The sequence below is a fragment of the Luteibacter sp. 621 genome (assembly GCF_050435445.1).
Lineage (GTDB): Bacteria > Pseudomonadota > Gammaproteobacteria > Xanthomonadales > Rhodanobacteraceae > Luteibacter.
Map to the genome: position 1 here is coordinate 123,098 of NZ_JBNDKI010000006.1, position 23,046 is coordinate 146,143.

The following is a 23,046-nucleotide window of genomic DNA, read 5'->3' on the forward strand; positions in this document are numbered from 1 at the left end:
TTCGCATCACCCTTCTGAACGTTTCTTGATCATGTCCTTCAACAAGGCCTCCATGGCCTGCCCTTGCTCAGTGAGTGCGCCGATCGGCACAAACGTTGCATCGCCTGCGCTGACAGGCGGCGCAAAGAATGCACGTGCGCGCCGGCCAAGGCGCGTGTGCGGCCCAAACAACCTCGACGCTATCGGCTGAACGCCCGGCACGCGGAGCGCAACACGAATGGCTGGCCGCGCGGCACGAGCCACTCGCGCCACCGCGGGCCGGCTGGTGCGCCATGCAAATCGCAACCCTTTAACGGCAACGAGTTTCGCACCACGCACAGGTGCCGTCAGTCGCCATGACGAACTCGTGGTTAAAGCGTGAATATAGTCGTCCCGACGGGATACCTCTACCTGCAGCGATGCCTCCCTGGCACGCAGATCAGCGATGGTGCGCTGTGTCTCGCGACGTTCCTTGTCGAGCCGGTCCGCACCCATCTGCACCCTGAGGTCCGAGACCATGCGCTCTAGCTCAGCTGCCTTGCTGGTCGCCTGCTCGGCCTCGGCTGATGAATTAAACAACCTGGCCCGTAGATCGGCTTCCTGAGCTGCCGCTAACGCGATCCGCTCATCGTGCTGGCGGTTGGCAGCATCGAGGCTCGCGGCAAGCTGAGCCACGGTCGGCCGCAAACTTGTCAGCTCCTGCACCATATCGTGCGCACGGAAATGAAGGTCGTGTAGCGCCTCGTGCGCGTTCTGGTCACGGGCGCGGATGAAGTCGTCAAAAACGTTGGGCGGCGCCTGGAATGCGGGAAGCAATTCCTCGTGCTCACGGGCTACGTAGTAGCGGTTCAGACCGTCATAGTATGCAGGGACATAGGCATGCCCCAACAGGATATCTTCCCACTTGTCCTGGTTTCCTACCTGGCTGTTGGGCTCAGTCGCCTCGACCACGACGACCCATGGCCTGACACGATCAAAAGAGCAGGAAGCAAGGGCCGCTCGTTCCGCACCTTCACAGTCCACCTTCAGGAAATGGACCGCTCCAACCTGCTCGCTGTCGAAGATACTGTCCAAAGTCACTGCGGGAACGACGTGCTCGAGGACATCTTTGCCATCCGCAGCGTAACGGGCCGCCAGTTCGGCATCCGTCGTCGAAAGACCCGTGCCTTGAACCTCAAAAAGCCGGAGCTCACCAGTCTCGCCCACGGCCACGTTTAGGTTGATATCGTGGGGTCGATCGGCCACAAGCATGTCAAACCACTGTTTGACCGGCTCAACGTTGATACCACGCCATCCGGCACGAGAAAATGCCTTGGTGACGGAATCGTCGACGGGGTGCTGTGCCCCGATATCAACGTAGAAGCCCTGACCTACGGCACCAAGGACGCGATGGAGCATCACGTCCTCGAAGTTTTGGGCATAGCTAATAAATGTCATGGCAGGAGCTTGTATTCAATGGTGGGGGGAATCCACGCACTGCCCACAAAATGAGGGTGCGAATGATTGCCCACGGTGAAGATCAAAGCCAGGTCGCGCCACTCGTAGTTATCGACCAAGTGGGTATCCGTACTGACGAGCGCTGTCGAGATCGAGTACGACCCCGCCCCGATATTCACGGGAAACTTCGCCACATAGGACACTACAGACCCTGCCGCCACATTCGTGACGACTTGCTTCGTGTGAAAGGTATTGGTGCCAAAGACCGGTTGCCCGAGACGGTCTTTGATCATGTATCCCAATACCAGGCGCGGGATGTCGCTATGTGCCTCGACATCAATCCGCAGCTCGACGTCCTGCCCGACGTCGACAAACTCCACGGGCTCGCCTGAGGCGGCGTGGAGGCGAATATCTTTAACTACAGCTTCAAAGGTCCCAGAGATCGTCTGGACCTGGCCAGACTCCAGGCGCTCGACCTTCATCGTCGTATTCTCGCGCTCGGCAATGAGCGCGTTGTAGGCGTCCATCACCTCGACAGGGTCACCATCCTTTAGTACACGCCCCCCCTGCAGAAGAATGGCGCGATCGCACATGTTCTGGATGGCGCCGCTATCGTGCGACACGATCAGCAAACTGGTTCCCTGCTCGCGGAACTCTTTGATGCGCTTGAAGCATTTGTGCTGGAAGTAAGCATCACCTACCGACAATGCCTCATCAACGATGAGGATATCCGGGCGAAACGCGGTCGCAACGCTGAAGGCAACACGCATCTGCATGCCGCTTGAATACGTGCGCACGTACTCATCGAAGTACTCGCCAATTTCGGCGAATGCTTCGATGTCAGGCATGGCAGCGTCGATCTGCTCACGCGAAAAGCCCATCAGGCCGGCAGCGTGGTAAACGTTCTGGCGCCCGGTGAGGTCCGCGCTAAAACCCATGCCAAGTTCAAGGATCGCCGCGACGCGACCGTGCACGGCCACGCTGCCTTCCGTGGGCATGAGGGTACGAGTGATCAGCTTGAGCAAGGTGCTCTTGCCGGCGCCATTCTGGCCGACGATACCGATCGCCTCGCCCTGCCCGACGGCGAAGCTGATACCGCGGATGACCCAGTGCTCCTCGCGCGGCTTCACTTTCACGCCGAACCAGGTGGCGAACCGCTTCAGTTCGCTGCCGTACTCGCGGAACGCCTTGCCGAGGCCAGTGACTTCAAGAACGTTTGGCATCAGAGGACATCCACCATTTCGGGCGCCGCGCGGCGGAACATGACAAACCCCATGCCCAGCAGGACCAGGCTACCGACTGCCATCCATGCCAGCGGCACGAGATCCGGGGTGCGGCCGTTCAGCAGCACATCCTGGTACGCCTTCACCACGTAATACATGGGATTGGCGGCGATAACCCTCGCGAAGCCGCCCGGGAGGATATTGGGCATGTAGACAATCGGGGTGATCCAGAACCAGAGCTGGAACACCACGGTCATGACCTGGCCCACATCGCGAACAAAAACGTTCACGACACCCAGCACCAGGCCAAGGCCGAGCGAAAACGCCACGAGTACCGCGGTGAGCAGGGGCAACCAAAGCAGGGCAAGCGTGGGCGGGTGGCCTACGATGGCGAAGATCGCCAGTGTGGCGACGAAGAGGAGCATATTGCTGACCAATGCCGAGCCCACTGCGACGAACGGAAGCGTCGCCCTCGGGAAGAAAATCTTCTTCATGAGGTTGCCGTTATCCACGAACAGCGTCAGCGAACGCGTCACGACCTCCAGGAACAGCGACCAGGCCAACATGCCCGACATCAGGTAGATCGAGTAGGCGTACTCGTTGGTGATACCTGGCAGCTTCGCACCCATCACTCGCGAGAGCACGACCGAGTAGATCGCCACCTGCGCCAGCGGCTGCAGGATCATCCAGGCAGCACCCAACCGGCTGCGCGCGAATCGCGCCTTCAGGTCGTTGCGGACCGATGACGTAATGAAGTGTCGATAGCGCCAGACGGCACTCAGCAAGTCGCCCATGGGTTAGCGACCCAGCGCCGTCGCCAGCTCAGCGCGCAGATCTTCCACATCCTCCACGCCCACCGACAACCGGATCAGCGAGTCACTAATCCCCAACCGCTTGCGCGTCGCCGGCGGAATGGACGCATGGGTCATGATCGCCGGATGCTCGATCAGGCTTTCCACGCCGCCGAGGGACTCGGCCAGGGCGAACAGGTGGCAGCGCTCGAGCATCTTGCGTGCCGCGCGCAGGCCGCCCTTCACCTCCGCGGAAATGATGCCGCCGAAGCCATCCATCTGCCGCCGCGCCAGCGCGTGCTGCGGGTGCGACTTCAGGCCGGGGTAGATCACGCGATCGATGCCCGGGTGCTTCTCGAGCCAACGGGCGATATCCAGCGCCGATTCGCAATGCCCCTTCATGCGCAGGTGCAGGGTCTTCAGGCCACGCATGGCCAGGAACGAATCGAACGGGCCGGAGACAGCGCCGACCGAGTTCTGCAGGAAGGCCATCTGCTCGGCCATGTCCTTGTTCGCGGCCACGACGATGCCGCCCACCATGTCCGAATGGCCATTGAGGTACTTGGTGGCCGAGTGCAGGACGAGATCGGCGCCATATTCGATCGGGCGCTGCAGGATGGGCGAGCAGAAGGTGTTATCCACAACCAGGATGAGCCCGTGCTTCTTGGCGAAGGCCGACAGCTTGGCCAGGTCCACCAGCTTCAGCATGGGGTTGGTCGGCGTTTCCGCCCAGATCATCCGCGTGTTCGGCTTTAGCGCGGCCTTAAGGGCTGCGGTGTCGTTAAGGTCGACAAAGCTGAAATCCAGCCCGGCGGAGCGGCGGCGAACGCGCTCGAACAACCGGTAGGTGCCGCCGTACAGGTCATCCATGGCGATGACATGGCTGCCCGTATCGAGCATATCGAGCACGGTGGCGGCGCCCGCCAGGCCCGAACCGAACGCGAAGCCGGCCACGCCGCCCTCGAGCGCGGCGACGCAGGCCTCATAGGCCATGCGCGTCGGGTTCTGCGTACGCGAATACTCGTAGCCCTTGTGCACACCGGGGCTCGATTGAACATACGTGGAGGTGGCGTAGATCGGGGTCATGATGGCCCCGGTGGACGGATCCGGGTGCTGGCCGGCGTGGATGGCGAGGGTGCCCAGGCCGTACTGACGAGGGGTATTTTTGGAAGCCATTGATTTTTCCCGAAGATCCAGACCGGAACCCCGTGCAGGGGGCCGAACAAAGCAGCACATATTACCGTTTCGCCGGGCCCGAGTTCCGAAAGCGGCTGAAGTCTCATTCATTTAAGTGCCTTGGCGCGCCCCCACCCCCTTCGGTCATAATTCGGCGGCTCCTTGCCGCAATGCCGTGGCCAGGTCACAGGGCTTTCCATGGATACTCTGCTAGTCACCGGTGGCGCCGGCTTCATTGGCGGCAACTTCGTTCATCTGGCCACGAACGCCGGTCATCGTGTTGTTAACCTGGATAAGCTGACCTACGCGGGCAATCTGGCCACTCTCGCTGGTCTCAACGGCCCCGGAGACCACCACTTCGTCCACGGCGACATCGGCGACAAGGCCCTCGTCGCCGAACTGCTGCGCCAGCACCGCCCTGCTGCCGTCATCAATTTCGCCGCGGAATCCCACGTCGATCGCTCGATCGACGGACCCGCCGCCTTTGTCCAGACCAATGTGAACGGCACGCTGGCCCTGCTAGAGGCGGCGCGTGAGCATTTCGCGAGCCTGCCGCAGCCAGAGGCGGAAGCCTTCCGCTTTCTGCACGTATCCACTGATGAGGTGTACGGCTCGCTCGGCAACGAAGGCCGCTTTACCGAACACACACCGTACGCGCCCAACTCACCCTACTCGGCGAGCAAGGCCGCGTCGGACCACCTGGTCCGCGCTTTCCACCACACCTATGGATTGCCGACCTTGACCACGAATTGCTCGAATAACTACGGGCCCTGGCAGTTTCCCGAGAAGCTGATTCCCCTGGTATTGCAGAAAGCCATGGCCGGCGAGGAACTGCCTGTGTACGGCGATGGCCGCAACATCCGTGACTGGCTGTTCGTGGGAGACCACTGCGAGGCCATCTTCGCGGTGCTCGCCCGCGGCCGCGTCGGCGAGACCTATAACGTGGGGGGCGATAGCGAGCGCATGAATATTGATGTGGTCCACGCTATTTGCGACCTGCTCGATACCCGGATGCCCGCCGTGCGCCCGCGCCGTGAACTCGTGCGCTACGTGCGCGACCGACCGGGCCACGACCGCCGTTACGCCATCGACGCGAGCAAGATCCGCGACGAACTCGGCTGGCGCCCACGCCACGATTTTGCCGGTGGCCTCGCGCGGACCGTGGATTGGTACCTGGCCAACCAACCCTGGGTCAGCGGCATACTGGATGGCAGCTACCGCATGGAGCGGCTCGGCGCATGAAAGCACGCAAAGGTATTGTCCTGGCTGGTGGCGCAGGCACCCGGCTGCACCCGATCACCCAGGCGGTGAGCAAGCAGCTCCTGCCGGTGTACGACAAACCCATGATCTATTACCCGCTGGCGACACTCATGCTCGCCGGCATCCGCGACATCCTGATTATCAATACGCCCCATGAGCAACACATGTTCCAGCGCCTGCTGGGCGATGGCTCGCAGTGGGGCATCTCCATCCATTATGAAGTGCAGCCTTCGCCCGATGGCCTGGCCCAGGCCTTCCTGATCGGGCGCGAGTTCCTCGACGGCGCACCGTCCACGCTCGTGCTGGGCGATAACATCTTCAACGGCGATGGCCTGATTGAGCGGATGCGCCGGGCCTCCGCGCGCGAACAAGGCGCCACAGTGTTCGGCTACCAGGTGAAAGATCCCGAGCGTTACGGCGTGGCGTCGTTCGATGCCGATGGACGGGTCATCGATATCGAAGAAAAACCAGCGCACCCGCGCTCGAACTTCGCCGTGACCGGCCTTTACTTTTACGATGCGCACGCCCCGGATTACGCCGCGGAACTGGCGCCCTCCCCCCGCGGCGAACTGGAAATTACTGATCTCAACCGTCGCTACCTGCGCGATGGGCTGCTGCACATGGAACAACTCGGCCGCGGCCATGCGTGGCTTGATACGGGTACCCACGAATCGCTGATGGAAGCCGGCAATTACATCCAGACCATTGAGAACCGCCAGGGTTTGAAGATCTGCTGCCCCGAGGAGATCGCCTTCGTCAGCGGCTGGATCGACCGGCAACAGCTGGAGGTGCTTGCCGCCCCGCTTGCCAAGATAGGCTATGGGCAATACCTGCTACGCCTCGCCGAACAGGGGCCGGGCCGATGAAGTGTCATGAAACCGAACTGCCCGGCGTCATCCTGATCGAGCCGGCGGTGTTCGGCGATGAGCGCGGCTTTTTCTACGAGGGTTTCAACCAGGCGCGCTTCGCCGCCGCCGGGATCGATGCCACCTTCGTGCAATCCAATGTGTCGCGCTCCAGCCGCGGTGTGCTGCGCGGCCTGCATTACCAGTGGCCCAATCCACAAGGCAAGTTGGTGAGCGTGCTTGAGGGCGAGGTCTACGACGTGGCCGTGGATATCCGCCCGGATTCGCCGACGTTCGGCCGCTACGTAGGCGCCATGCTATCGGCCGACAACAAGCGACACCTGTGGATCCCGCCGGGCTACGCGCATGGCTTCTGCGTCGTCTCGGAGTTCGCCACGTTCACCTACCAGTGCACGACGGCCTACGATCGCGCCGCCGATGCCGCCATACGCTGGGATGATGCGCTGTTTGCGATCGACTGGCCGCTGAGCCACCCGGAGCTGTCGGAAAAGGACAAGAAGGCGCCGTTCTTTGCCGATGTTGCCCGCGAGCGGCTCCCGGACTACGTGGCGTGACCACCCTGCTGCTTGGCGGTGATGGCCAGCTCGGTTCGTATTTGCGGGCTACGCTTGCGCCGCTTGGCCCACTGACTGTCGCGACGCGCGCTGGCCGTGACAGCGATATCGCCTGCGACCTGGCGAATGCGGCTGATGTTCGTGAACTGCTACGCGCCACCCGCCCGTCGCTTATCGTGAATGCCGCGGCCTACACCGCCGTCGATGCCGCGGAGACTGATCTGGCCGCCGCCAGCATGCTCAACGAGGAGTTGCCTGCGGTGCTTGGCGATGTCGCATCGGCAACGGGCGCGGGCGTTATCCACTACTCCACGGATTACGTGTTCGCCGGTAAGGAACCCCGCCCCCGCGTCGAAACCGACCCGACCGGGCCGATCAATGCCTACGGCAAAACCAAGCTCGCCGGCGAGCAGGCGCTGGCGGCAAGCGGCGCGGCACACCTCATCCTGCGCACGGCGTGGGTCTACAGCCTGCATGGCCGCAACTTCCTCACCACCATGCTGCGCCTGGCCGCCGAGCGAGACGAACTGCGCGTGGTGGCCGACCAGCATGGCTCGCCGACCAGCGCCCCCTTACTGGCGGACGCCACCGCGCGCATAGCAGCCAATTGGCGAACCATGGATGACGAGCGCCAGGGTGTGTATCACCTGACGACCACCGGCGGTACGACGTGGCATGGGTTCGCGAGCGGCATCGTGCATCACGCGGCGACGCTCGGGGCGCTGCGCCGCGCGGTTCCTGTGGTGCCCGTCGGCACCGCGGATTTCCCCACGCCCGCCCAGCGACCAGCCTGGTCGCTTCTGGATACGCAGCGCACACAGGCAGCGTTTTCGCTCCAGTTACCCGATTGGGCCGATGAGCTTGAACGGGTGATGGCGCCACTGGGCGCCATCGCGTAGTCGCGGGCGCCGTACGCGCCCGCGGCCATTACCCTTCGCGGTGCCGGAACACCCAGAACTTCGCCGTGACGAAGTTGAACACCATGCCTACCCCCACGCCCGCCGCCACGGCGAACAAGGGGGCCCACACGGCATGCGGCAACACCAGGATGGCGGCGCTGTAGACACCGTAGTTGGCGACGGCCCCCACCGATGTCGCCGCCAGGTAGTGGGCAAACTCTGCCAGCAACCCACGGCCCTCCGGCGGCCGGAACGTAATGGTGCGGTTGATAACCCATGTGGTGAAGATCGCACACAGGTACGAAATCGCCCTACCCCAGAACGGCCCCAGCCCGCAGGCGAGCGCGGCGTACAGGATGCCCGCATCCACGACGAAACCGGCTGCACCTGCGATGGCGAACGACGCTAACTGACGCTTCAAAGCACACCTTCCAACGACATCTGCAACACGCTCACTCCACCGTCACCGACTTGGCCAGGTTACGCGGCTGGTCTACATCCGTACCACGCAGCACGGCCACGTGGTAAGCCAGCAACTGCATGGGCACCGTAAACACCGCCGGCGCAATGAGGTCGCCACCGCCATCCACCAGCACTGTCGCCAAGCGCTCGGTGTCGGTATCCATCTCCACGCGCTCATCCGCGAACACGATCAGCTCGCCGCCGCGCGCGCGTACCTCCTGCAGGTTGGATTTCAGCTTGTCGAGCAGGGGGCCATTGGGCGCCACCGCCACGATGGGCATGTTCTCGTCCACCAGCGCCAGCGGGCCGTGCTTGAGCTCACCGGCCGGGTAAGCCTCGGCGTGGATGTACGAGATTTCCTTGAGCTTGAGCGAACCTTCCAGTGCCACCGGGTACTGGGCGCCACGGCCAAGGAACAGTGCGTGCTGCTTGTTGATGAAGTGATCGGCGATGCGAATGATCTCCTCTTCACTCTTCAGCGCGTTTTCGATGTAGCGCGGAAGCGACTGTAGCTCCTGGCAGTGATCCAGGTAGGTCTGGTGATTCAGGCCGCGACGGCGGCCCAGGTCCAGCGCCAGCAGCGCGAACGCGGCCAGCTGCGTGGTAAAGGCCTTGGTCGAGGCCACGCCGATTTCCGGGCCCGCGCGGGTCATCAGGCGCAGATCGGATTCGCGCACCACCGAGGATTCGGGCACGTTGCAGATCGCGAACGTAGCCAGGTAGCCGCGACGGCGCGATTCGCGCATGGCGGCCAGCGTATCGGCGGTTTCGCCTGACTGCGAAACGGCAACGAACAGCGTGTCCTCGGGGACTACGACGTCACGGTACCGATACTCGCTCGCGACTTCGACGACGACCGGAATGCGCGCGAGCTCTTCGATCCAGTACTTCGCGACCATACCCGCGTGGTAGCTGGTGCCGCACGCCACAATATGGACGGCGCGGGTCTTGTCGAGGATGGGATCCGCATCGATGCCGAAGATGTTGGGCAACACACCATGCGGACCAATGCGGCCTTCCAACGTGTCGGCCACGGCACGCGGCTGCTCGAAGATTTCCTTCTGCATGTAGTGGCGGTACTCGCCACGCTCCACGGCATCGGCGCTGATTTCGCTTTCATGCGCGGCGCGATCGACGGGATTGCCCTGGATATCGAACACCTCGACACCACTGCGGGTGATCTCGACGATGTCGTCCTCTTCCAGGTACATCATCCTGTTCGTGACCTTGATGAGCGCCTGCGCATCGGAGCCAAGGAAGTGTTCGCCAATGCCGATGCCAACCAGCAGCGGGCAGCCGCGACGGGCACCGACGATACGGCCAGGCTCATCCAGGCTCATGACCGCGATAGCGTAGGCGCCTTCGAGCTCACGCACGGCGGCGGTGACGGCATCGCGCAGGGACTTGCCCGCCTGCACGTGCTCGTCGATCACCGCACCCATGACCTCGGTATCGGTCTGCGAATGGAAGGTGCGACCCTTGCCCTGCAGGTTCTCACGCAGGCTGGCGTAGTTCTCGATGATGCCGTTGTGCACGATGGCGATCCGGCCCTGGACGTGCGGGTGGGCGTTCACCTCGCTAGGCACGCCATGCGTTGCCCAGCGCGTGTGCGCGATACCCGTGCCACCGGGAATGGGATCGGCGTCGTACAACGCCTCCATCTCGCGCACCTTGCCCTTGGCACGCACGCGGCGGATTTCGCCCTCGTCGGCAATGGCCATGCCCGCAGAGTCGTAGCCGCGGTATTCCAGGGCCTTCAGGCCCGCGATCAGGATAGGCGCAATGTCACGCTGTGCAACGGCAGCAACGATTCCACACATGGTCTTTCCCCTTGATCCTTAATTGACCTTGCGACGCAGGTAGTTGAGCAGGTCGATGCGCGTGATCAACCCGAGGAACTGCTCACCATCGACCACGATGGCGACGTGGCCTTTTTCGAAGACAGACATCAGCGACTCGATGGACGAGGTGACCTGGATCATCTCCGGGGAAGCGATCATGGCCGTGGAGACCGGATCACGGAACCGGGTTTCGTCCGCATGCACGTGCAGGAGCACGTCGGATTCATCGAGGATACCGACGATGCGATCGCCCTCCATCACCGGCAGCTGCGAGACATCGTAGAGCTTCATGCGGTTGTAGGCGGTCACCAGCATGTCTTCCGGCTTGACTACCACGGTATCGCGCCGGGCATACGGGCGCAGGATAAGGTCGCGCAGGTCGCCGTAGTGCTCGCGCTCGATAAAGCCGTTATCGAGCATCCAGTAATCGTTGTACATCTTCGACAGGTACTTGTTACCCGTATCGCAGACGAGCGTGACGACACGCTTGGGCGTGGTCTGTTCGCGGCAATACTTCAGCGCGGCCGAGAGCAGGGTACCCGTCGAGGAACCACCCAACACGCCCTCCTTCGCCAGTAGCTCGCGCGCGGCAAGGAAGCTTTCCTTGTCGGTGATCGCAAAGGCTTTCTCAACCATGGAGAAATCGCTGATGGACGGCAGGAAATCCTCACCGATGCCTTCGACCATCCACGAGCCGGACTTCTCCGAGAGCGTGCCTTCGTTGATGTACTGCGCCAGGATCGAGCCGACCGGATCGGCCAGGATGATTTTGGTATCCGGCGAGTGCTCACGCAGGTAGGCGGTGAGGCCACTCATGGTGCCGGAGGAGCCGCAACCCACGACGATCGCATCGACCTTTCCATCGAGCTGGTCGAGGATTTCCGGCCCCGTGGTCTGCACGTGGGCCAGCGGGTTATCTGGGTTGCCGAACTGGTTGATGAAGTACGCACCCGGCGTTTCGCGCGCGATGCGCTCGGCCATGTCCTGGTAGTACTCGGGGTGGCCCTTGGCCACGTCCGAACGGGTGAGCACCACTTCGGCACCCATGGCTTTCAGGTTGAAGATCTTCTCGCGGCTCATCTTGTCGGGGACGACCAGGATCAGGCGGTAGCCCTTCTGCTGGGCGACAAGGGCCAGGCCGAGGCCCGTGTTACCGGCCGTGCCTTCCACCAGCGTATCGCCGGGCTTGATCTTTCCGGCGCGCTCGGCGCCTTCGATCATCGACATGCCGATGCGATCCTTCACCGAACCGCCCGGGTTGGCGCTTTCCAGCTTGAGGAACAGCTCGCAACAGCCGGTATCCAGGTGCTGGGCCCGCACCATGGGGGTGCGGCCGATCAGATCGAGGACGCTGTCATGAACCTTCATTGGAACTCCGTGGTTTTGCCGGCAGGGCCCCTTCGACCCCACCCGATGGGCGCCCATTCTAGTGGGTGATCCGCCCGTTCGATCCCCCGCTGTTCAGGCTACGGCGAAACGATGTATGCGAGACCGCTCATTCGGCAGCCGGTTCCTTTTTGCCACGCAACAAAAAGGGCGCGACATGCGCGCCCTTTCCTGTACCGGTGGATGGCCTCAGTGTGGCCGTGAGGCTTGCCAGGATTCCCACATTCGTTCGAGCTTCTCTTTCGCGTGCAGCTTATCCCGCTTCATCTGGGTGAGGTCCCGGTCGCTTAGCGGTAGACAACCGCGGCCCGCTTCCTCGAGCTTCTTGTTCAGTTCCTGATGTTGGGAATAGAGACGACGGGTGTCGGCGCTGGCATGGATGAACTTCTCGACGTCGTCATGCTGCTGGTTTTCGAACATTGCAGATCTCCTCGCGTTGGGGCCGCCCCGTGGCACGGGACGGTCGTGAGGGGAGCCATGCGGGCACGGCGCTGCATCGGGTAACGGATGGTTCGCGATGGGCGTGCCTGGTGAACTTCAACGCATGCTCCGGCAGGAACCCGCCTCGTGTTTTTCACGTGACGGGAAGTTCAACCTACTCCCCTGTTCCGGGGGCTGCAAGAGCGAAAATTCGCAAAAACGCGTGCAAAAACGGTTGCATGGGCAACGGTTTACACGGCAGGAAAATGGCCCTCCGCGAGCGGCTGGAGGGCGGCGGCCGTTGGCCGCCATCGCGTGCGAGCACGCCCCTGCAGAATCACCGCCCCCCTGTAGGAGCGCGCTTGCGCGCGATCACCTACAGGGCGGCGAGACGGCAGCCTTAGTTACCGCCCGACGACTTCTTCTTGGACGACCCCGTGGCCGGCGTATTGGCCGGGGCGCCACCATCGGAGGAGTTCATGTCGCGCATGGCACGCGCGGCAGCCTCGGCCAGGGCGGCCTGCTTCTTGGCGGCGTTGGCCACCTTGGCCTGCGCGGCGGCCACCTGGCGGGCCTTGTCGCCCTCGGCCTTGGCCTGCTCCAGGGCCTGCGAGTACTCCACGCCCTGCTGCTGCAGGCGGGCGGCCTCTTCCTGGATCATCTGGTTCTGCTGGCGCTGCTGTTCCAGCTGGCGGCGGGCCATCTCGGTGTCGAGGCGGCTGGCTTCCAGCAGGATGGCATCGTGCTCGCGATCGAGCTGCGCGCCCTTGGCCTGGGCATCCTGGAACTGGGCCATGGCCTTGGCGATATCGACACGGCGCTCAGCCACGTACAGGTAGTGCGCGTGCTCCTTGTCCTTGGGCTTGAACTGGGCCATCTGGCTGATGGCTTCGCGAGCCCGCGCCTGTTCGGCCTGCGCGTAGCTGCCAAGGGTGGGATCGGTCGAAAGCTGGTCCAGGCTCGTGTTCAGGCGGCGAACATCGAGGTCGTCGGTAGCGGCCATGGCCGTACCGGCCGATACGGCCAGCGCCAGGGCGGAGAGGAGGATCGTGTAACGCTTCATCACTGGCCTCCCTGGTTGTTCGGCTGCGGCTGGATATAGCCATTACCGTTGTCGTTCAACGGCTGCGTCTGGCCACCGACCGGCGGCGGGGTGGTATCCGTGGCTTCCGGCAGGACCGATTCGGTTTCCTGCACGTTGTTCGGGATGGGCACCGTATCGTTCTGGTGGTTGTCGATCATTTCGACGCGCATCTGCGCGTTTTCCTTACTCTTGGCCGAGTTCTGGGCGCGGGCGGCGCCCAGGCGGGCCTTGGCCCGTGCCAGTTCGCTATCCGCACGCGATTCATCGGCGAGCACCGACGCCTCGTCATATTTCTTCGATGCCATGGCCGCCTGCGCCTGGCGGAACTTGCTTTGGGCATAATCAAGGTCAACCGGCGCGTAATCGGCAGCGCCGGCATCGCGAGCGGCCTGTAGCTGGGCCAGGGCCTGGTTCATGGATCCATCTGGCGGGGGCGTGCTTGCGCAGCCAGCCACGGTGGCGAAAGCCAGGGCCAGAGCGGCCTGGGCAAGGAGCCGGCGGCCCTTCAGCAGGGCGTTCGACGGCAAGTTGTGCACCATCACTCGTTCCTCTTACAGCTTTGCGAGATATTGTCGATATAGAAGGTCGGGAGACCGTCGTCTCGATTGTAATGCGAACCAACGGGGGTTTAGGTGGATATCGGTTATTTCCTGAAACTGATGGTGGACAAGGGCGCGTCGGACATGTTCCTGACGACCGGTGCCCCTGTGAACATCAAGGTTGAGGGCAAGCTTTACCCGCTTGGTAACACGGGCCTGCCCAGCGGCATGGTCAAGAAGATCGCCTATTCCCTCATGGACGAAGGCCAGGTGCCCCAGTTCGAGCGCGACCTTGAGCTGAACATGGCCCTGGCCGTGAAGGAAGCCGGCCGCTTCCGTATCAACGTGTTCAAGCAGCGCGGCGAGATCGGCATGGTTATCCGTGCGATCAAGAGCGAGATTCCCTCGCTGGAAGAGCTGCAGCTGCCGGGTATTTTCCGCGACCTGATCATGGAGCCGCGCGGCCTCATCCTGGTGGTGGGCGCTACCGGCTCGGGCAAGTCGACCACCCTGGCGGCCATGCTCGACCACCGCAACACCAATAGCTCGGGCCACATCCTCACCATCGAGGATCCGATCGAATACCTGCACCGGCATAAGCGCTCCATCGTGAACCAGCGCGAGGTGGGCCTGGATACCCACAGCTACCACGAGGCGCTGAAGAACGCGATGCGTGAGGCGCCGGATGTCATCATGATCGGCGAAATTCGCGACACGGAGACCATGGAAGCCGCCATCTCCTTCTCGGAGACGGGCCACCTCTGCCTGGCCACCCTGCATTCGAACAACGCCGACCAGACGCTCGAGCGCATCCTCAACTTCTTCCCGGAGTCGGCACACAAGAACGTGCTGATGAACCTGGCCCTGAACCTGCGCGCGGTGATCAGCCAGCGCCTGGTGCTGGGCAAGGATGGCCGCCGCATGCCGGCCACCGAGGTACTGCTCAACACCCCGCTGATCCGCGACATGATTCGCCGCGGCCAGATCCACGAGGTGAAGGACGCCATGGATCGCAGCCTGCAGGAAGGCATGCAGACCTTCGACCAGTCGCTCTACCGGCTGTACAAGGAAGGCAAGATCACGCTCGAGGAATGCCTTAACAAGGCCGATTCGCGTGATGGCCTGGCGTTGAAGATCCGCCTTTCCGAGGGCGCGACGGGCAATGAGTTTGCCTCGAGCGATCCGTACGGCATCGGCGTTTAACCGCTAAACCGCTTCGTTGGCTATCGCGCGCAAGCGCGCTCCTACACAAGACCTGCGCCGGTCCCTGTAGGAGCGCGCTTGCGCGCGATGCTTTTCACGGTGCGTCCGGCTGCGCCTCCGGTGCCGCCGCCTGAAACGCCGCCAGCGCCTGGCAGTTATCCACCACCCGCCGGATCAGCGGATACGGCCCCAGGTCCAGCTCCCAGCGCACCGCGTTGTAGAACTGCGGCACCAGGCAGGCATCCGCGATGGTCGGCGTATCGCCCCAGCAGAACGTGCCGCGCGGGCCCTGGGCCAGCAGCGCCTCGATCCCGTCAAAGCCCTGCCCGATCCAGCGCCGGCTCCAGGCCGCCTTCGCCGCCTGGTCTGCACCAAAGCGCCCCTCGATTTCCTTCAGCACACGCAGGTTACCCAGCGGGTGAATATCCGTGCCCACGGCCAGGGCGAGCTCGCGAACCCGCGCCCGGTGTCGCGGATCGGCCGGCAGCAACGCAGGCGTCGGCCGCGTCTCTTCCAGATATTCCAGGATCGCCATGGACTGGCGGACCACGAAGTCCCCATCCACCAGGGTAGGCAGCTGCCCCTGCGGCGAAACCTCGCGATAGCCGGGCTTCAGGTGCTCGCCCCCATCGTTCAGCAGGTGCACGGGGCGCGTCTCGTACGCAAGGCCCTTTAGATTCAGGGCGATACGGATGCGATAGGCGGCGCTGGAGCGCCAATAGCTATAGAGGGCGAGGGCCATGCGGGTTCCTTCGTGGGTCCGCCGATTCTAGCCGGGACGCTACAATTGGGGTTTCCCTGTCATCACAGCTGGAGCCCCACCGTGTCCGTCATCCGCATGCAAGACCTCGACCTGCGCGGCAAGCGCGTCCTGATCCGCGAAGACCTGAACGTGCCGGTCGAGAACGGCAAGATCACGTCCACCCAGCGCCTGGATGCCTCCCTGCCCACCATCGTCGCCGCCCGCGACGCCGGTGCCAAGGTCATGGTCATCTCGCACCTGGGCCGCCCGAAGGAAGGCGAGTTCGATGAAGCCTCCTCGCTGAAGCCGGTCGCGGAATGGCTGGGCCAGAAGCTGGGCAAGGACGTTCGCCTGGTTCGCGACTACCTCGATGGCGTGGACGTGGCCGATGGCGAAGTGGTGGTGCTCGAGAACTGCCGCATGAACGTGGGCGAAGGCAAGGATGACGAGGCCCTGTCGAAGAAGTACGCGGCACTGTGCGATGTGTTCGTCATGGATGCGTTTGGCACCGCGCACCGCGCCCAGGCGTCCACCCATGGCGTGATCCGTTTCGCCCCGGTGGCCGCTGCTGGCCCGCTGCTCGCCAAGGAACTCGATGCGCTCGGCAAGGCGCTGGAGAACCCGGCCAAGCCGCTCCTCGCCATCGTCGCCGGCTCCAAGGTATCGACCAAGCTCGAGCTGCTGCAGAACCTGGTCGGCCGCGTCGATCAGCTGATCGTGGGCGGCGGCATCGCCAACACCTTCATCCTGGCCGAAGGCCACAAGGTGGGTAAGTCGCTCGTGGAAGCCGACCTGCTCGATACCGCAAAGAAGATCATGGCCGATGCGAAGGCCCGCGGCGCGGAAGTACCGGTGCCGACGGACGTGGTCGTGGCCAACGAGTTCTCGGCGACGGCCAAGGCCACGGTGAAGGCGGTGGACCAGGTCGGCGACGACGACATGATCCTCGATATCGGCCCCGACACGGCCAAGCGTTACGCCGAGCTCATCGCCAAGGCGGGCACCGTGGTGTGGAACGGCCCGGTGGGCGTGTTCGAGTTCGATGCGTTCGGCAAGGGCACCGAGACGCTGGCCCGCGCTATCGCGGCATCGAAGGGTTTCTCGATCGCCGGCGGCGGCGACACGCTCGCGGCCGTCGACAAGTACGGCATTGAAGATGGCGTGTCGTACATCTCCACCGGCGGTGGCGCGTTCCTCGAGTTCCTCGAAGGCAAGGAACTGCCGGCCGTGGCGGCTCTCAAGGCACGGGCGGACACGAAGTAATGCTTTTCCTCTTCGACCTTGATGGCACGATCATCGACTCCGAGGTCGGCATCTTCGCCGGCATCCGCCATTCCATGGCGGCTGTCGGAGCGGAAGCGCCCGACCATGCCACGATGCGCTCGTGGATTGGCCCGCCGCTGCGCGTGAGCTTTGGTGAAGTGCTCAACGGCGATGTCGAGCGCGTCGAGGCTGCCGTTGCCGCCTACACCGAACGCTTCCACGAGATCGGCTGGTCGGAGCACCAGGTGTACGACGGTATCCCGGAAGCCATCGCGGCCCTGGCCGCCCGTGGTGATCGGCTCGCCGTAGTCACCAGCAAGACCCGCTCCCACGCCGAGCGCATCATTGAGCACCTGCCCTTCGGCAAGGCATTTGATCGCGTCTATGCCCCGGGCCCGGAAAGCGCCCACAGCGAGAAGGCGGCGATGGTGGCCGCTGCGCTGGCTGACTTCGCTCATCCCGAGGGTGACACCTTCATGATCGGCGACCGCCGCTACGACATGGAAGGCGCCGTCGCCAACCAGGTGCGCGGCGTAGGCGTCCTGTGGGGCTTCGGCGATCGCGCCGAACTCGAGCAGGCCGGTGCGTGGACGATCGTGGAGAAGCCCGCCGATCTTCTCAGCCTGGCCTGACCCACCCGCCAGGGCGTTATCCACACGGAATGTAGATACGCCCTGCATAAGGGTGTGGATAAGTGCGAGGCAACCAATCCAGCCAAGCACTTAGCTTGCGGTGGTCAGAAGTTGAGCAGGAATCCCGACGGCGCGGCGATTTGTAGGCTTTCCCTGACAGAAATGCTTAGCCACAAAATCTATGATCGCGGGCAGTCCCAACCAAGGAACAGGGGTTCGCATGATCAAGTACGTTATCGCCGCAGGCGCGGTCGCAGCCCTCACGGCTGCCACCACCGTGTACGCGGATGGACAAGGTGCTTTTGTTTCGGCAGGCGCCGGCCAATCGTCGCAACGCCACACCGGCACCGCATGGGGCGTCGACGGTGGCTACCGTTGGGGAGTAGCAAGGAATCTGTATATCGGCCTTGAGGGCGGCTTCCACGACCTCGGGACCGACAAGGTTCGTTACGCAGACACCACGGCCTTTGCCGACATTACAGGCGCACATCAGATCACGGCAACCGGCAAAGCACATATTGGAACGAAGGCTGCAACGTTCGGCATCAATGCTCGTTGGGATTTCGCCGATAAGGTCTACGTGATAGCACACGGCGGCATCGCGAGGTATCGCTACCGCATGAGCAACGAGGGCACGAGTACCATCGATAACGAGTCCCCGATCGCTACCCACATTGCCTACAGCCTATACGATACCCGTTGGTACGCGGGTGCAGGATTCGGATTCGACTTTACGCCGCAGCTAAGCTTGCAGTTCACATACGACCACTACCCGCAGCACTACAGCATCTACGGCTTTCATATTCGCAACAACCTGGATACTTACAGCACGGCTGTCGAATATCGTTTCTGAACTCACTGACGCCCTCGCCCGGGTTTCGCGTCGCGGCAGGGCGCAGGTCGACCACTCGCTCACCCACCCGGAAGCCGACACATTCATGATCGGCGACCGCCGCTACGACACGGAAGGCGCCGTCGCCAACCATGTGCGCGGCGTAGGCGTCCTGTGGGGCTTCGGCGATCGCGCCGAACTCGAGCAGGCCGCTGCGTGGACGATCGTGGAGAAGCCCGCCGATCTTCTCGGCCTGGCCTGACACACCCGCCAGGGCGTTATCCACACGGAATGTGGATACGCCCTGCATAACACTGTGGATAAGTCGGCCGCGATCAATGGTAACAATGTGTTAGGTCGTGCTGCTCACATATTGGTCAAGGCCCTTTCGGACGTCCGCACTTCCGGCTACGCTGAGGCCGCTTTCCATGGTCGGCATCACGGAGGAATCATGCGCGTCGCTTCGTCTCTAATCCTTTTTGCGTCGCTAGCAAGCTTCGCAGCACACGCAGCTGATGGTCAGGCAGGTCAGCCGAACTGGACCCCGCCAGCCTATGGCGTAGTGGCCCCGAGGCAGACAGAACCCAAGTCGCTCTTCGCAGACGGGTTCGCAGCCAGAAAGTTATCGCCAGGCGCCAAGGCACTTACTGCCGCCGCAGTGACGGCCCTGCAAGCGACAAGCTTCGCGTCGCACATCGGTCAGGTGGATACGACTGGCGCCCTCGGCTGGAGCCCGTCAGGCAACCCTGGCCGGGCCGGGGATCGCAGTTTCCTTGGCGACAAGTCCATGGATCACGGCATACGCTAATGCAGTGCATCGCGCCGGCGCCATTGTTCACCGGCCAGCGCGAACCAGAGAACCAAACGCCACGATTGCTTGCGTGCAAAGGACTTATGATCTCGGGCTTCGCAGGACAGCCTTGCGAATTACCTCTGTAAACGGCGGAAGCGACATTACGTATCCAGCGGTGCCGACGTGATCAGCATCGAAAGAAACCGTGGCTCGCCATCCTTACGCAACAACAAGATGCTATCCACACGGAATGTGGATACGCCCTGCATAAGGGTGTGGATAAGTGCGATGCATCCAGTCCTTCCAAGCACTTAGCTTGCACTGGTCAGGCCTTGACCAAACATGCCGAAGGCGTCTGGGTTTCGCTCTACACGAACGATGTCTTATGGCTGGCCGCGCACGGCTGCGCGCATCGCTGCCGTGAACGGTCCCAGCAACAAACGATTGCCCGCCGCACTCACATGGTCGCCGTCGAAGAACAACGGTTTCCCGTCCCGGTAGCCGTCGCACGTTGTACCGCGCGGGCAGAGGATTGGGAACGGATCGAAGATGCTGGCAGCGGGAATGCCAGTCTCCGATGAGGTGATCGCCGTAACCACCGGTGCCCGCAGTCGCTCCATCTGCGCACGATCCACCGAGGCACCCGCCCGGCACATCGGGTTGGTTTGTGTCCACGGGTCCGCGCACCGGTATAGCGGCGCGTTCAACAGCACGTTCGGCGCCTCGATGACCACGGAGGCGCCGCTCGCCGCCATGCGCTCCATCAGCGTGCGCGCCTCGGTCGCGGCCTTCTCGCGAAATGCGGCTTCCTCGGCGGAGAACCATGCCTTCTCAACCTGCTCGTGCGGGTAGCGCACCCACTGGTCGACCAGGCGTGGCATGCGTAGCGAAGCGAGGAACACCACGTCACCCGCCTTCAGCTGGGGCAGCATGTCGGCAAGGACCGCCGCGATACTGGCCTGGCAGCGCGGTGTCGATTCGGCGCCTTCACGAAAACTCAGCAGCGAGCAGCCCGCATTGTTATAGAGGGTGACGGATGCGCCCGTATCGCGCACGTAATCAGCGAACAGCGAACCGAAAGCCATGGCGTGCGAATCGCCCACGGCGTAGACATGCGGCGCCGTGACGGGTTGATCGCATGCGGCACGCACGTACTCGATGCGGACGCCCTCGCCCACCCCACTTACGCCGGGCGCGCCTACACCGCACGGGGGCGGAGCACTACGAGCAGGCAGCTTGGACGGGTACCAGTCATCTGCATGACGCGCCACGGTGCTCAATGACCACTCGGGCTGCTTGCGATCAATGGCACGAAATGCATGAAGCCCCGCGTAAAGGGCAAGCAGCCCACAGGCCACCACAGCGATGCGCGGGAGGTTGCGCACCCGAACGGAGCGGCGGACGGGGTTCTCCACGAAGCGCCACGACAACGCCGCCAGTACCAGTGACAGCGCTACCGCAAGGACCTGGTGAAGGGGCTGGTCAAGACCGATCGTCCAGCGGAACAGCACCACCACTGGCCAGTGCCACAGGTAGAGCGAGTACGACACGGCGCCGATCGCCCTGACCGGGCGCCACGTGAGCACGCGAACCAGTGGCGAGGCGACCGGCTGCTCGTGTAACGCCACCAGGACCAGCAGCGTGCCGACCACAGCGGCGAAGGCATCGGGTATAGGGAACCGCGCTACGGTGGACGTGACGAGGCTATAGCCGATGAGCAGGATGCCGGCGAGGCCGAGCCCCGTACGTCGCCAGTCGTGGCGCTGTGGCATCGGGTGGTCGAAGCGGCTGCCAAGATACGCCATGCCTTGGTAAAGCAGGACACCGGCACCCAGTTCCCAGAAGCGGGCCGGCAGAAGGTAGAACGCGCCGAGCGGATCGGTAGCCTGCATGTGGAAGGCATAACCAAGCGACGCCAGCGCCCCGGCCACGAACAAGCCGGTCGAAAGCCGGCGCCATTTACCCCCGAGCGTCCAGGCCCAGAACACCAACGGGAACAGTAGGTAGAACTGCTCCTCAACGCCTAGCGACCATGTGTGCGTGTAGGGGTTGTACTCGGCGGTGGGTGAGAAATAGCTGTTCGCGTTCCTGGCAAGGATCAGGTTGCTGAACCCGAAGAACGCATAGCGTGCGGTCTGTTGGCTGTTCTCGCTCAACCACGCATCCGGGATGAACAAGGTTGCGGCCACGCAGGTCACAAGCAGGCACACCAGCAGTGCCGGCGCGATGCGCTGGAAACGGCGTGACAGGAAGTACAGGTAGAACCGATGGAGCGGACCGGCCTCGCGCTTGCCCACCGACGCGCTAACCACGAACCCTGAAATGACGAAGAACACGTCCACGCCCGCGAACCCACCAGGTAACAGCGCACCGTTGAGGTGGTAGGCAAGGACAGAGAGGACGGCGATAGCCCGCAACCCGTCGATATACGGGAAATAGGCGTGCTTTTCGCGCTGCGGGGCTGTCATCGAAGCGGGGCCATCCTTGAAAAGCGCAAGGGTACCAGAGGGCCGATACGACCCCGCCGCGCTTATCCACACCCGATGTGGATACCCGCTGCATAAGGGTGTGGACAACTCCGAGGGGCCCTTGCCAGGCAAGCACTTAGCTTGCGCTGGTTACGTTATGCGCAGGCGACCACACCGGCATCGGATTTCCCCTACGCCATGGCAATGGCTCGGCTGACGCCTAACGGCTCCGCGGCCCTCTAAACGACCGCCTGCAGGCCCACTACGCTTCGCGCACACCAATGTCGGTGCCAAGGAAGATATCGAATGACGAAGGTACATCACGGGATGGCATGCCTCCTGCTCGCGCTGGGTTCAGCGCTCGCCATAGGCGATGCCGCCGCCGCGGTACTCGGCCCGGGCCAGACCATGCAGAAGGGCCAAAGGCTTTACTCCGCCAGCAACCTCTACTACGCCACGCTGGATCCGAATGGCGATTTCGTCGTGTACCGCAGCAGCGATGGCGCGCGCACGTGGTCCACCCGCACCCCGGGCTCAGGCGCCGTGGCCGCGACCATGCAGCGTGATGGCAAGTTCGTACTCACCAATGCCTTGGGCATGCCGATCTGGTCCACCCCTACGCGCGGTCGCCACCGTGTCTTCGGTCTCACCGCGTGGGGTACCGCGGTGGTGATCAACGCACGCAAATGGAAGCCGCGCGACAAGCGCGCCGAGCCGATCGTTGAGCAGATGCTAACCCGCCGCGCCAAGCTCGACTGGCAATCCCCCGCCACCGACAGCCCCGCCATCCGCCGCCGGGCGCAGGCACGTGATGCGTCCTACCACGCCGACAAAACGACAAAGCAGCGGCCGACGCCGGGCGTGCTGTAGGTGAACGGGAACGTGGCTCTGCGACTGTTGATTGCCATCGCCTTGGCGTTGCTTTCGACGTCGGCAGCTTCAGGGGGGAGCATGCCGCCTGATCCCAAGGGAACTTGGGCACCCCCGCTCCTAAGTACGAAGGCCGACATCGAGCATCGGCGCAAATCCTTACCCCTTCAAGCCCCGCAGGAAGTGAAGGTCAACGAGCTTCTACGTGCAGCGATGATCGCTGCGTCGATGCTCTTCTTTCCCCGCGCATACTCGAGCAACTCGTGCGGCGACGAAACGGGCACCGTAGGCCGCGGCCCACACGACGGTAGATCGGACGGAGCGTG

The 23,046-nt window shown here is 63.2% G+C and carries 22 protein-coding genes; 10 read left to right on the top strand and 12 right to left on the bottom strand.

Features of this window, described 5'->3' with window-relative positions; translation table 11 throughout:
* Positions 1–6 precede the first annotated feature (6 nt).
* Genes ABIE56_RS09065 through ABIE56_RS09080 form a run of 4 tightly spaced genes read right to left on the bottom strand, consistent with a single transcriptional unit; the run spans position 7 to position 4,606 of the window.
* On the bottom strand, positions 7–1,416 hold the full coding sequence (locus ABIE56_RS09065) for an FkbM family methyltransferase (RefSeq protein WP_429243484.1): 1,410 nt from the start codon (positions 1,414–1,416) through the stop codon (positions 7–9).
* A complete protein-coding gene (locus ABIE56_RS09070) occupies positions 1,413–2,639 on the bottom strand; it encodes an ABC transporter ATP-binding protein (RefSeq protein ID WP_429243485.1) in 1,227 nt (408 codons plus the stop codon). The genes ABIE56_RS09065 and ABIE56_RS09070 overlap by 4 nt, the downstream gene beginning before the upstream one ends.
* Entirely contained in the window at positions 2,639–3,433 is a 795-nt protein-coding gene (locus ABIE56_RS09075) for an ABC transporter permease (protein ID WP_429243486.1), read from the bottom strand. The genes ABIE56_RS09070 and ABIE56_RS09075 overlap by 1 nt, the downstream gene beginning before the upstream one ends.
* A gap of 3 nt (positions 3,434–3,436) precedes the next feature.
* Complete coding sequence (locus ABIE56_RS09080; RefSeq protein ID WP_429243487.1) at positions 3,437–4,606, bottom strand: trans-sulfuration enzyme family protein; 1,170 nt, start codon at positions 4,604–4,606, stop codon at positions 3,437–3,439.
* A 198-nt stretch (positions 4,607–4,804) separates the two neighbouring features.
* Here ABIE56_RS09080 and rfbB point away from each other — a divergent pair, with 198 nt between their 5' ends.
* Genes rfbB through rfbD form a run of 4 tightly spaced genes read left to right on the top strand, consistent with a single transcriptional unit; the run spans position 4,805 to position 8,185 of the window.
* A complete protein-coding gene (gene rfbB, locus ABIE56_RS09085; RefSeq protein ID WP_429243488.1) occupies positions 4,805–5,848 on the top strand; it encodes a dTDP-glucose 4,6-dehydratase in 1,044 nt (347 codons plus the stop codon).
* Positions 5,845–6,732, top strand: coding sequence for a glucose-1-phosphate thymidylyltransferase RfbA (gene rfbA, locus ABIE56_RS09090; protein WP_429243489.1), 888 nt, complete (start codon positions 5,845–5,847; stop codon positions 6,730–6,732). Before rfbB ends, rfbA begins: the two co-directional genes overlap by 4 nt.
* Positions 6,729–7,286, top strand: a complete 558-nt coding sequence (gene rfbC / locus ABIE56_RS09095; RefSeq protein ID WP_429243490.1) for a dTDP-4-dehydrorhamnose 3,5-epimerase — start codon at positions 6,729–6,731, stop codon at positions 7,284–7,286. Before rfbA ends, rfbC begins: the two co-directional genes overlap by 4 nt.
* Positions 7,283–8,185, top strand: a complete 903-nt coding sequence (gene rfbD / locus ABIE56_RS09100; protein WP_429243491.1) for a dTDP-4-dehydrorhamnose reductase — start codon at positions 7,283–7,285, stop codon at positions 8,183–8,185. Before rfbC ends, rfbD begins: the two co-directional genes overlap by 4 nt.
* Before the next feature lie 28 nt (positions 8,186–8,213).
* Here rfbD and ABIE56_RS09105 read toward each other — a convergent pair whose 3' ends face one another.
* The 6 genes from ABIE56_RS09105 to ABIE56_RS09130 form a co-directional block, all read right to left on the bottom strand.
* On the bottom strand, positions 8,214–8,606 hold the full coding sequence (locus ABIE56_RS09105; protein WP_429243492.1) for a GtrA family protein: 393 nt from the start codon (positions 8,604–8,606) through the stop codon (positions 8,214–8,216).
* Positions 8,607–8,637: 31 nt separating this feature from the next.
* Positions 8,638–10,467, bottom strand: coding sequence for a glutamine--fructose-6-phosphate transaminase (isomerizing) (gene glmS, locus ABIE56_RS09110; RefSeq protein ID WP_429243493.1), 1,830 nt, complete (start codon positions 10,465–10,467; stop codon positions 8,638–8,640).
* Between the two features lie 18 nt (positions 10,468–10,485).
* On the bottom strand, positions 10,486–11,856 hold the full coding sequence (locus tag ABIE56_RS09115) for a pyridoxal-phosphate dependent enzyme (protein ID WP_429243494.1): 1,371 nt from the start codon (positions 11,854–11,856) through the stop codon (positions 10,486–10,488).
* A gap of 207 nt (positions 11,857–12,063) precedes the next feature.
* Positions 12,064–12,294 (bottom strand): YdcH family protein, encoded by a 231-nt coding sequence (locus ABIE56_RS09120; RefSeq protein ID WP_429243495.1) that lies wholly within the window; start codon positions 12,292–12,294, stop codon positions 12,064–12,066.
* Between the two features lie 400 nt (positions 12,295–12,694).
* Positions 12,695–13,357, bottom strand: coding sequence for a DUF4398 domain-containing protein (locus ABIE56_RS09125; RefSeq protein WP_429243496.1), 663 nt, complete (start codon positions 13,355–13,357; stop codon positions 12,695–12,697).
* The gene (locus ABIE56_RS09130; RefSeq protein ID WP_429243497.1) at positions 13,357–13,917 is read right to left on the bottom strand and encodes a DUF4398 domain-containing protein; all 561 of its coding nucleotides are present in this window, start codon (positions 13,915–13,917) and stop codon (positions 13,357–13,359) included. Before ABIE56_RS09130 ends, ABIE56_RS09125 begins: the two co-directional genes overlap by 1 nt.
* A gap of 93 nt (positions 13,918–14,010) precedes the next feature.
* Between ABIE56_RS09130 and ABIE56_RS09135 the strand changes: the two genes are divergently transcribed.
* Positions 14,011–15,120, top strand: a complete 1,110-nt coding sequence (locus ABIE56_RS09135) for a PilT/PilU family type 4a pilus ATPase (protein ID WP_429243498.1) — start codon at positions 14,011–14,013, stop codon at positions 15,118–15,120.
* A gap of 94 nt (positions 15,121–15,214) precedes the next feature.
* Here ABIE56_RS09135 and maiA read toward each other — a convergent pair whose 3' ends face one another.
* Positions 15,215–15,862: a maleylacetoacetate isomerase gene (gene maiA, locus ABIE56_RS09140; protein ID WP_429243499.1), complete on the bottom strand. Its 648-nt coding sequence runs from the start codon at positions 15,860–15,862 to the stop codon at positions 15,215–15,217.
* 81 nt (positions 15,863–15,943) lie between these two features.
* Between maiA and ABIE56_RS09145 the strand changes: the two genes are divergently transcribed.
* The 4 genes from ABIE56_RS09145 to ABIE56_RS09160 all read left to right on the top strand — a co-directional run bounded on the left by ABIE56_RS09145 (position 15,944) and on the right by ABIE56_RS09160 (position 18,851).
* On the top strand, positions 15,944–17,125 hold the full coding sequence (locus ABIE56_RS09145; RefSeq protein WP_429243500.1) for a phosphoglycerate kinase: 1,182 nt from the start codon (positions 15,944–15,946) through the stop codon (positions 17,123–17,125).
* Complete coding sequence (locus tag ABIE56_RS09150) at positions 17,125–17,757, top strand: HAD hydrolase-like protein (RefSeq protein WP_429243501.1); 633 nt, start codon at positions 17,125–17,127, stop codon at positions 17,755–17,757. Before ABIE56_RS09145 ends, ABIE56_RS09150 begins: the two co-directional genes overlap by 1 nt.
* Before the next feature lie 220 nt (positions 17,758–17,977).
* Positions 17,978–18,610: an outer membrane protein gene (locus tag ABIE56_RS09155; protein WP_429243502.1), complete on the top strand. Its 633-nt coding sequence runs from the start codon at positions 17,978–17,980 to the stop codon at positions 18,608–18,610.
* Positions 18,600–18,851 carry an HAD hydrolase-like protein gene (locus tag ABIE56_RS09160; RefSeq protein WP_429243568.1) on the top strand — a complete coding sequence of 84 codons (252 nt, stop codon included), beginning with the start codon at positions 18,600–18,602 and terminating at the stop codon, positions 18,849–18,851. The genes ABIE56_RS09155 and ABIE56_RS09160 overlap by 11 nt, the downstream gene beginning before the upstream one ends.
* Before the next feature lie 914 nt (positions 18,852–19,765).
* Here ABIE56_RS09160 and ABIE56_RS09165 read toward each other — a convergent pair.
* Complete coding sequence (locus ABIE56_RS09165; protein ID WP_429243503.1) at positions 19,766–21,850, bottom strand: acyltransferase family protein; 2,085 nt, start codon at positions 21,848–21,850, stop codon at positions 19,766–19,768.
* A gap of 306 nt (positions 21,851–22,156) precedes the next feature.
* Here ABIE56_RS09165 and ABIE56_RS09170 point away from each other — a divergent pair, with 306 nt between their 5' ends.
* Positions 22,157–22,720 carry a hypothetical protein gene (locus ABIE56_RS09170; protein ID WP_429243504.1) on the top strand — a complete coding sequence of 188 codons (564 nt, stop codon included), beginning with the start codon at positions 22,157–22,159 and terminating at the stop codon, positions 22,718–22,720.
* The last annotated feature ends 326 nt before the right edge of the window (positions 22,721–23,046 follow it).

Coding starts and splice junctions, on each gene's coding strand:
- ABIE56_RS09065 (WP_429243484.1), bottom strand. CDS start 1,416: ATGACATTTATTAGCTATGCCCAAAACTTCGAGGACGTGATGCTCCAT.
- ABIE56_RS09070 (WP_429243485.1), bottom strand. CDS start 2,639: ATGCCAAACGTTCTTGAAGTCACTGGCCTCGGCAAGGCGTTCCGCGAG.
- ABIE56_RS09075 (WP_429243486.1), bottom strand. CDS start 3,433: ATGGGCGACTTGCTGAGTGCCGTCTGGCGCTATCGACACTTCATTACG.
- ABIE56_RS09080 (WP_429243487.1), bottom strand. CDS start 4,606: ATGGCTTCCAAAAATACCCCTCGTCAGTACGGCCTGGGCACCCTCGCC.
- rfbB (WP_429243488.1), top strand. CDS start 4,805: ATGGATACTCTGCTAGTCACCGGTGGCGCCGGCTTCATTGGCGGCAAC.
- rfbA (WP_429243489.1), top strand. CDS start 5,845: ATGAAAGCACGCAAAGGTATTGTCCTGGCTGGTGGCGCAGGCACCCGG.
- rfbC (WP_429243490.1), top strand. CDS start 6,729: ATGAAGTGTCATGAAACCGAACTGCCCGGCGTCATCCTGATCGAGCCG.
- glmS (WP_429243493.1), bottom strand. CDS start 10,467: ATGTGTGGAATCGTTGCTGCCGTTGCACAGCGTGACATTGCGCCTATC.
- ABIE56_RS09115 (WP_429243494.1), bottom strand. CDS start 11,856: ATGAAGGTTCATGACAGCGTCCTCGATCTGATCGGCCGCACCCCCATG.
- ABIE56_RS09120 (WP_429243495.1), bottom strand. CDS start 12,294: ATGTTCGAAAACCAGCAGCATGACGACGTCGAGAAGTTCATCCATGCC.
- ABIE56_RS09125 (WP_429243496.1), bottom strand. CDS start 13,357: ATGAAGCGTTACACGATCCTCCTCTCCGCCCTGGCGCTGGCCGTATCG.
- ABIE56_RS09130 (WP_429243497.1), bottom strand. CDS start 13,917: ATGGTGCACAACTTGCCGTCGAACGCCCTGCTGAAGGGCCGCCGGCTC.
- maiA (WP_429243499.1), bottom strand. CDS start 15,862: ATGGCCCTCGCCCTCTATAGCTATTGGCGCTCCAGCGCCGCCTATCGC.
- ABIE56_RS09150 (WP_429243501.1), top strand. CDS start 17,125: ATGCTTTTCCTCTTCGACCTTGATGGCACGATCATCGACTCCGAGGTC.
- ABIE56_RS09155 (WP_429243502.1), top strand. CDS start 17,978: ATGATCAAGTACGTTATCGCCGCAGGCGCGGTCGCAGCCCTCACGGCT.
- ABIE56_RS09165 (WP_429243503.1), bottom strand. CDS start 21,850: ATGACAGCCCCGCAGCGCGAAAAGCACGCCTATTTCCCGTATATCGAC.
- ABIE56_RS09170 (WP_429243504.1), top strand. CDS start 22,157: ATGACGAAGGTACATCACGGGATGGCATGCCTCCTGCTCGCGCTGGGT.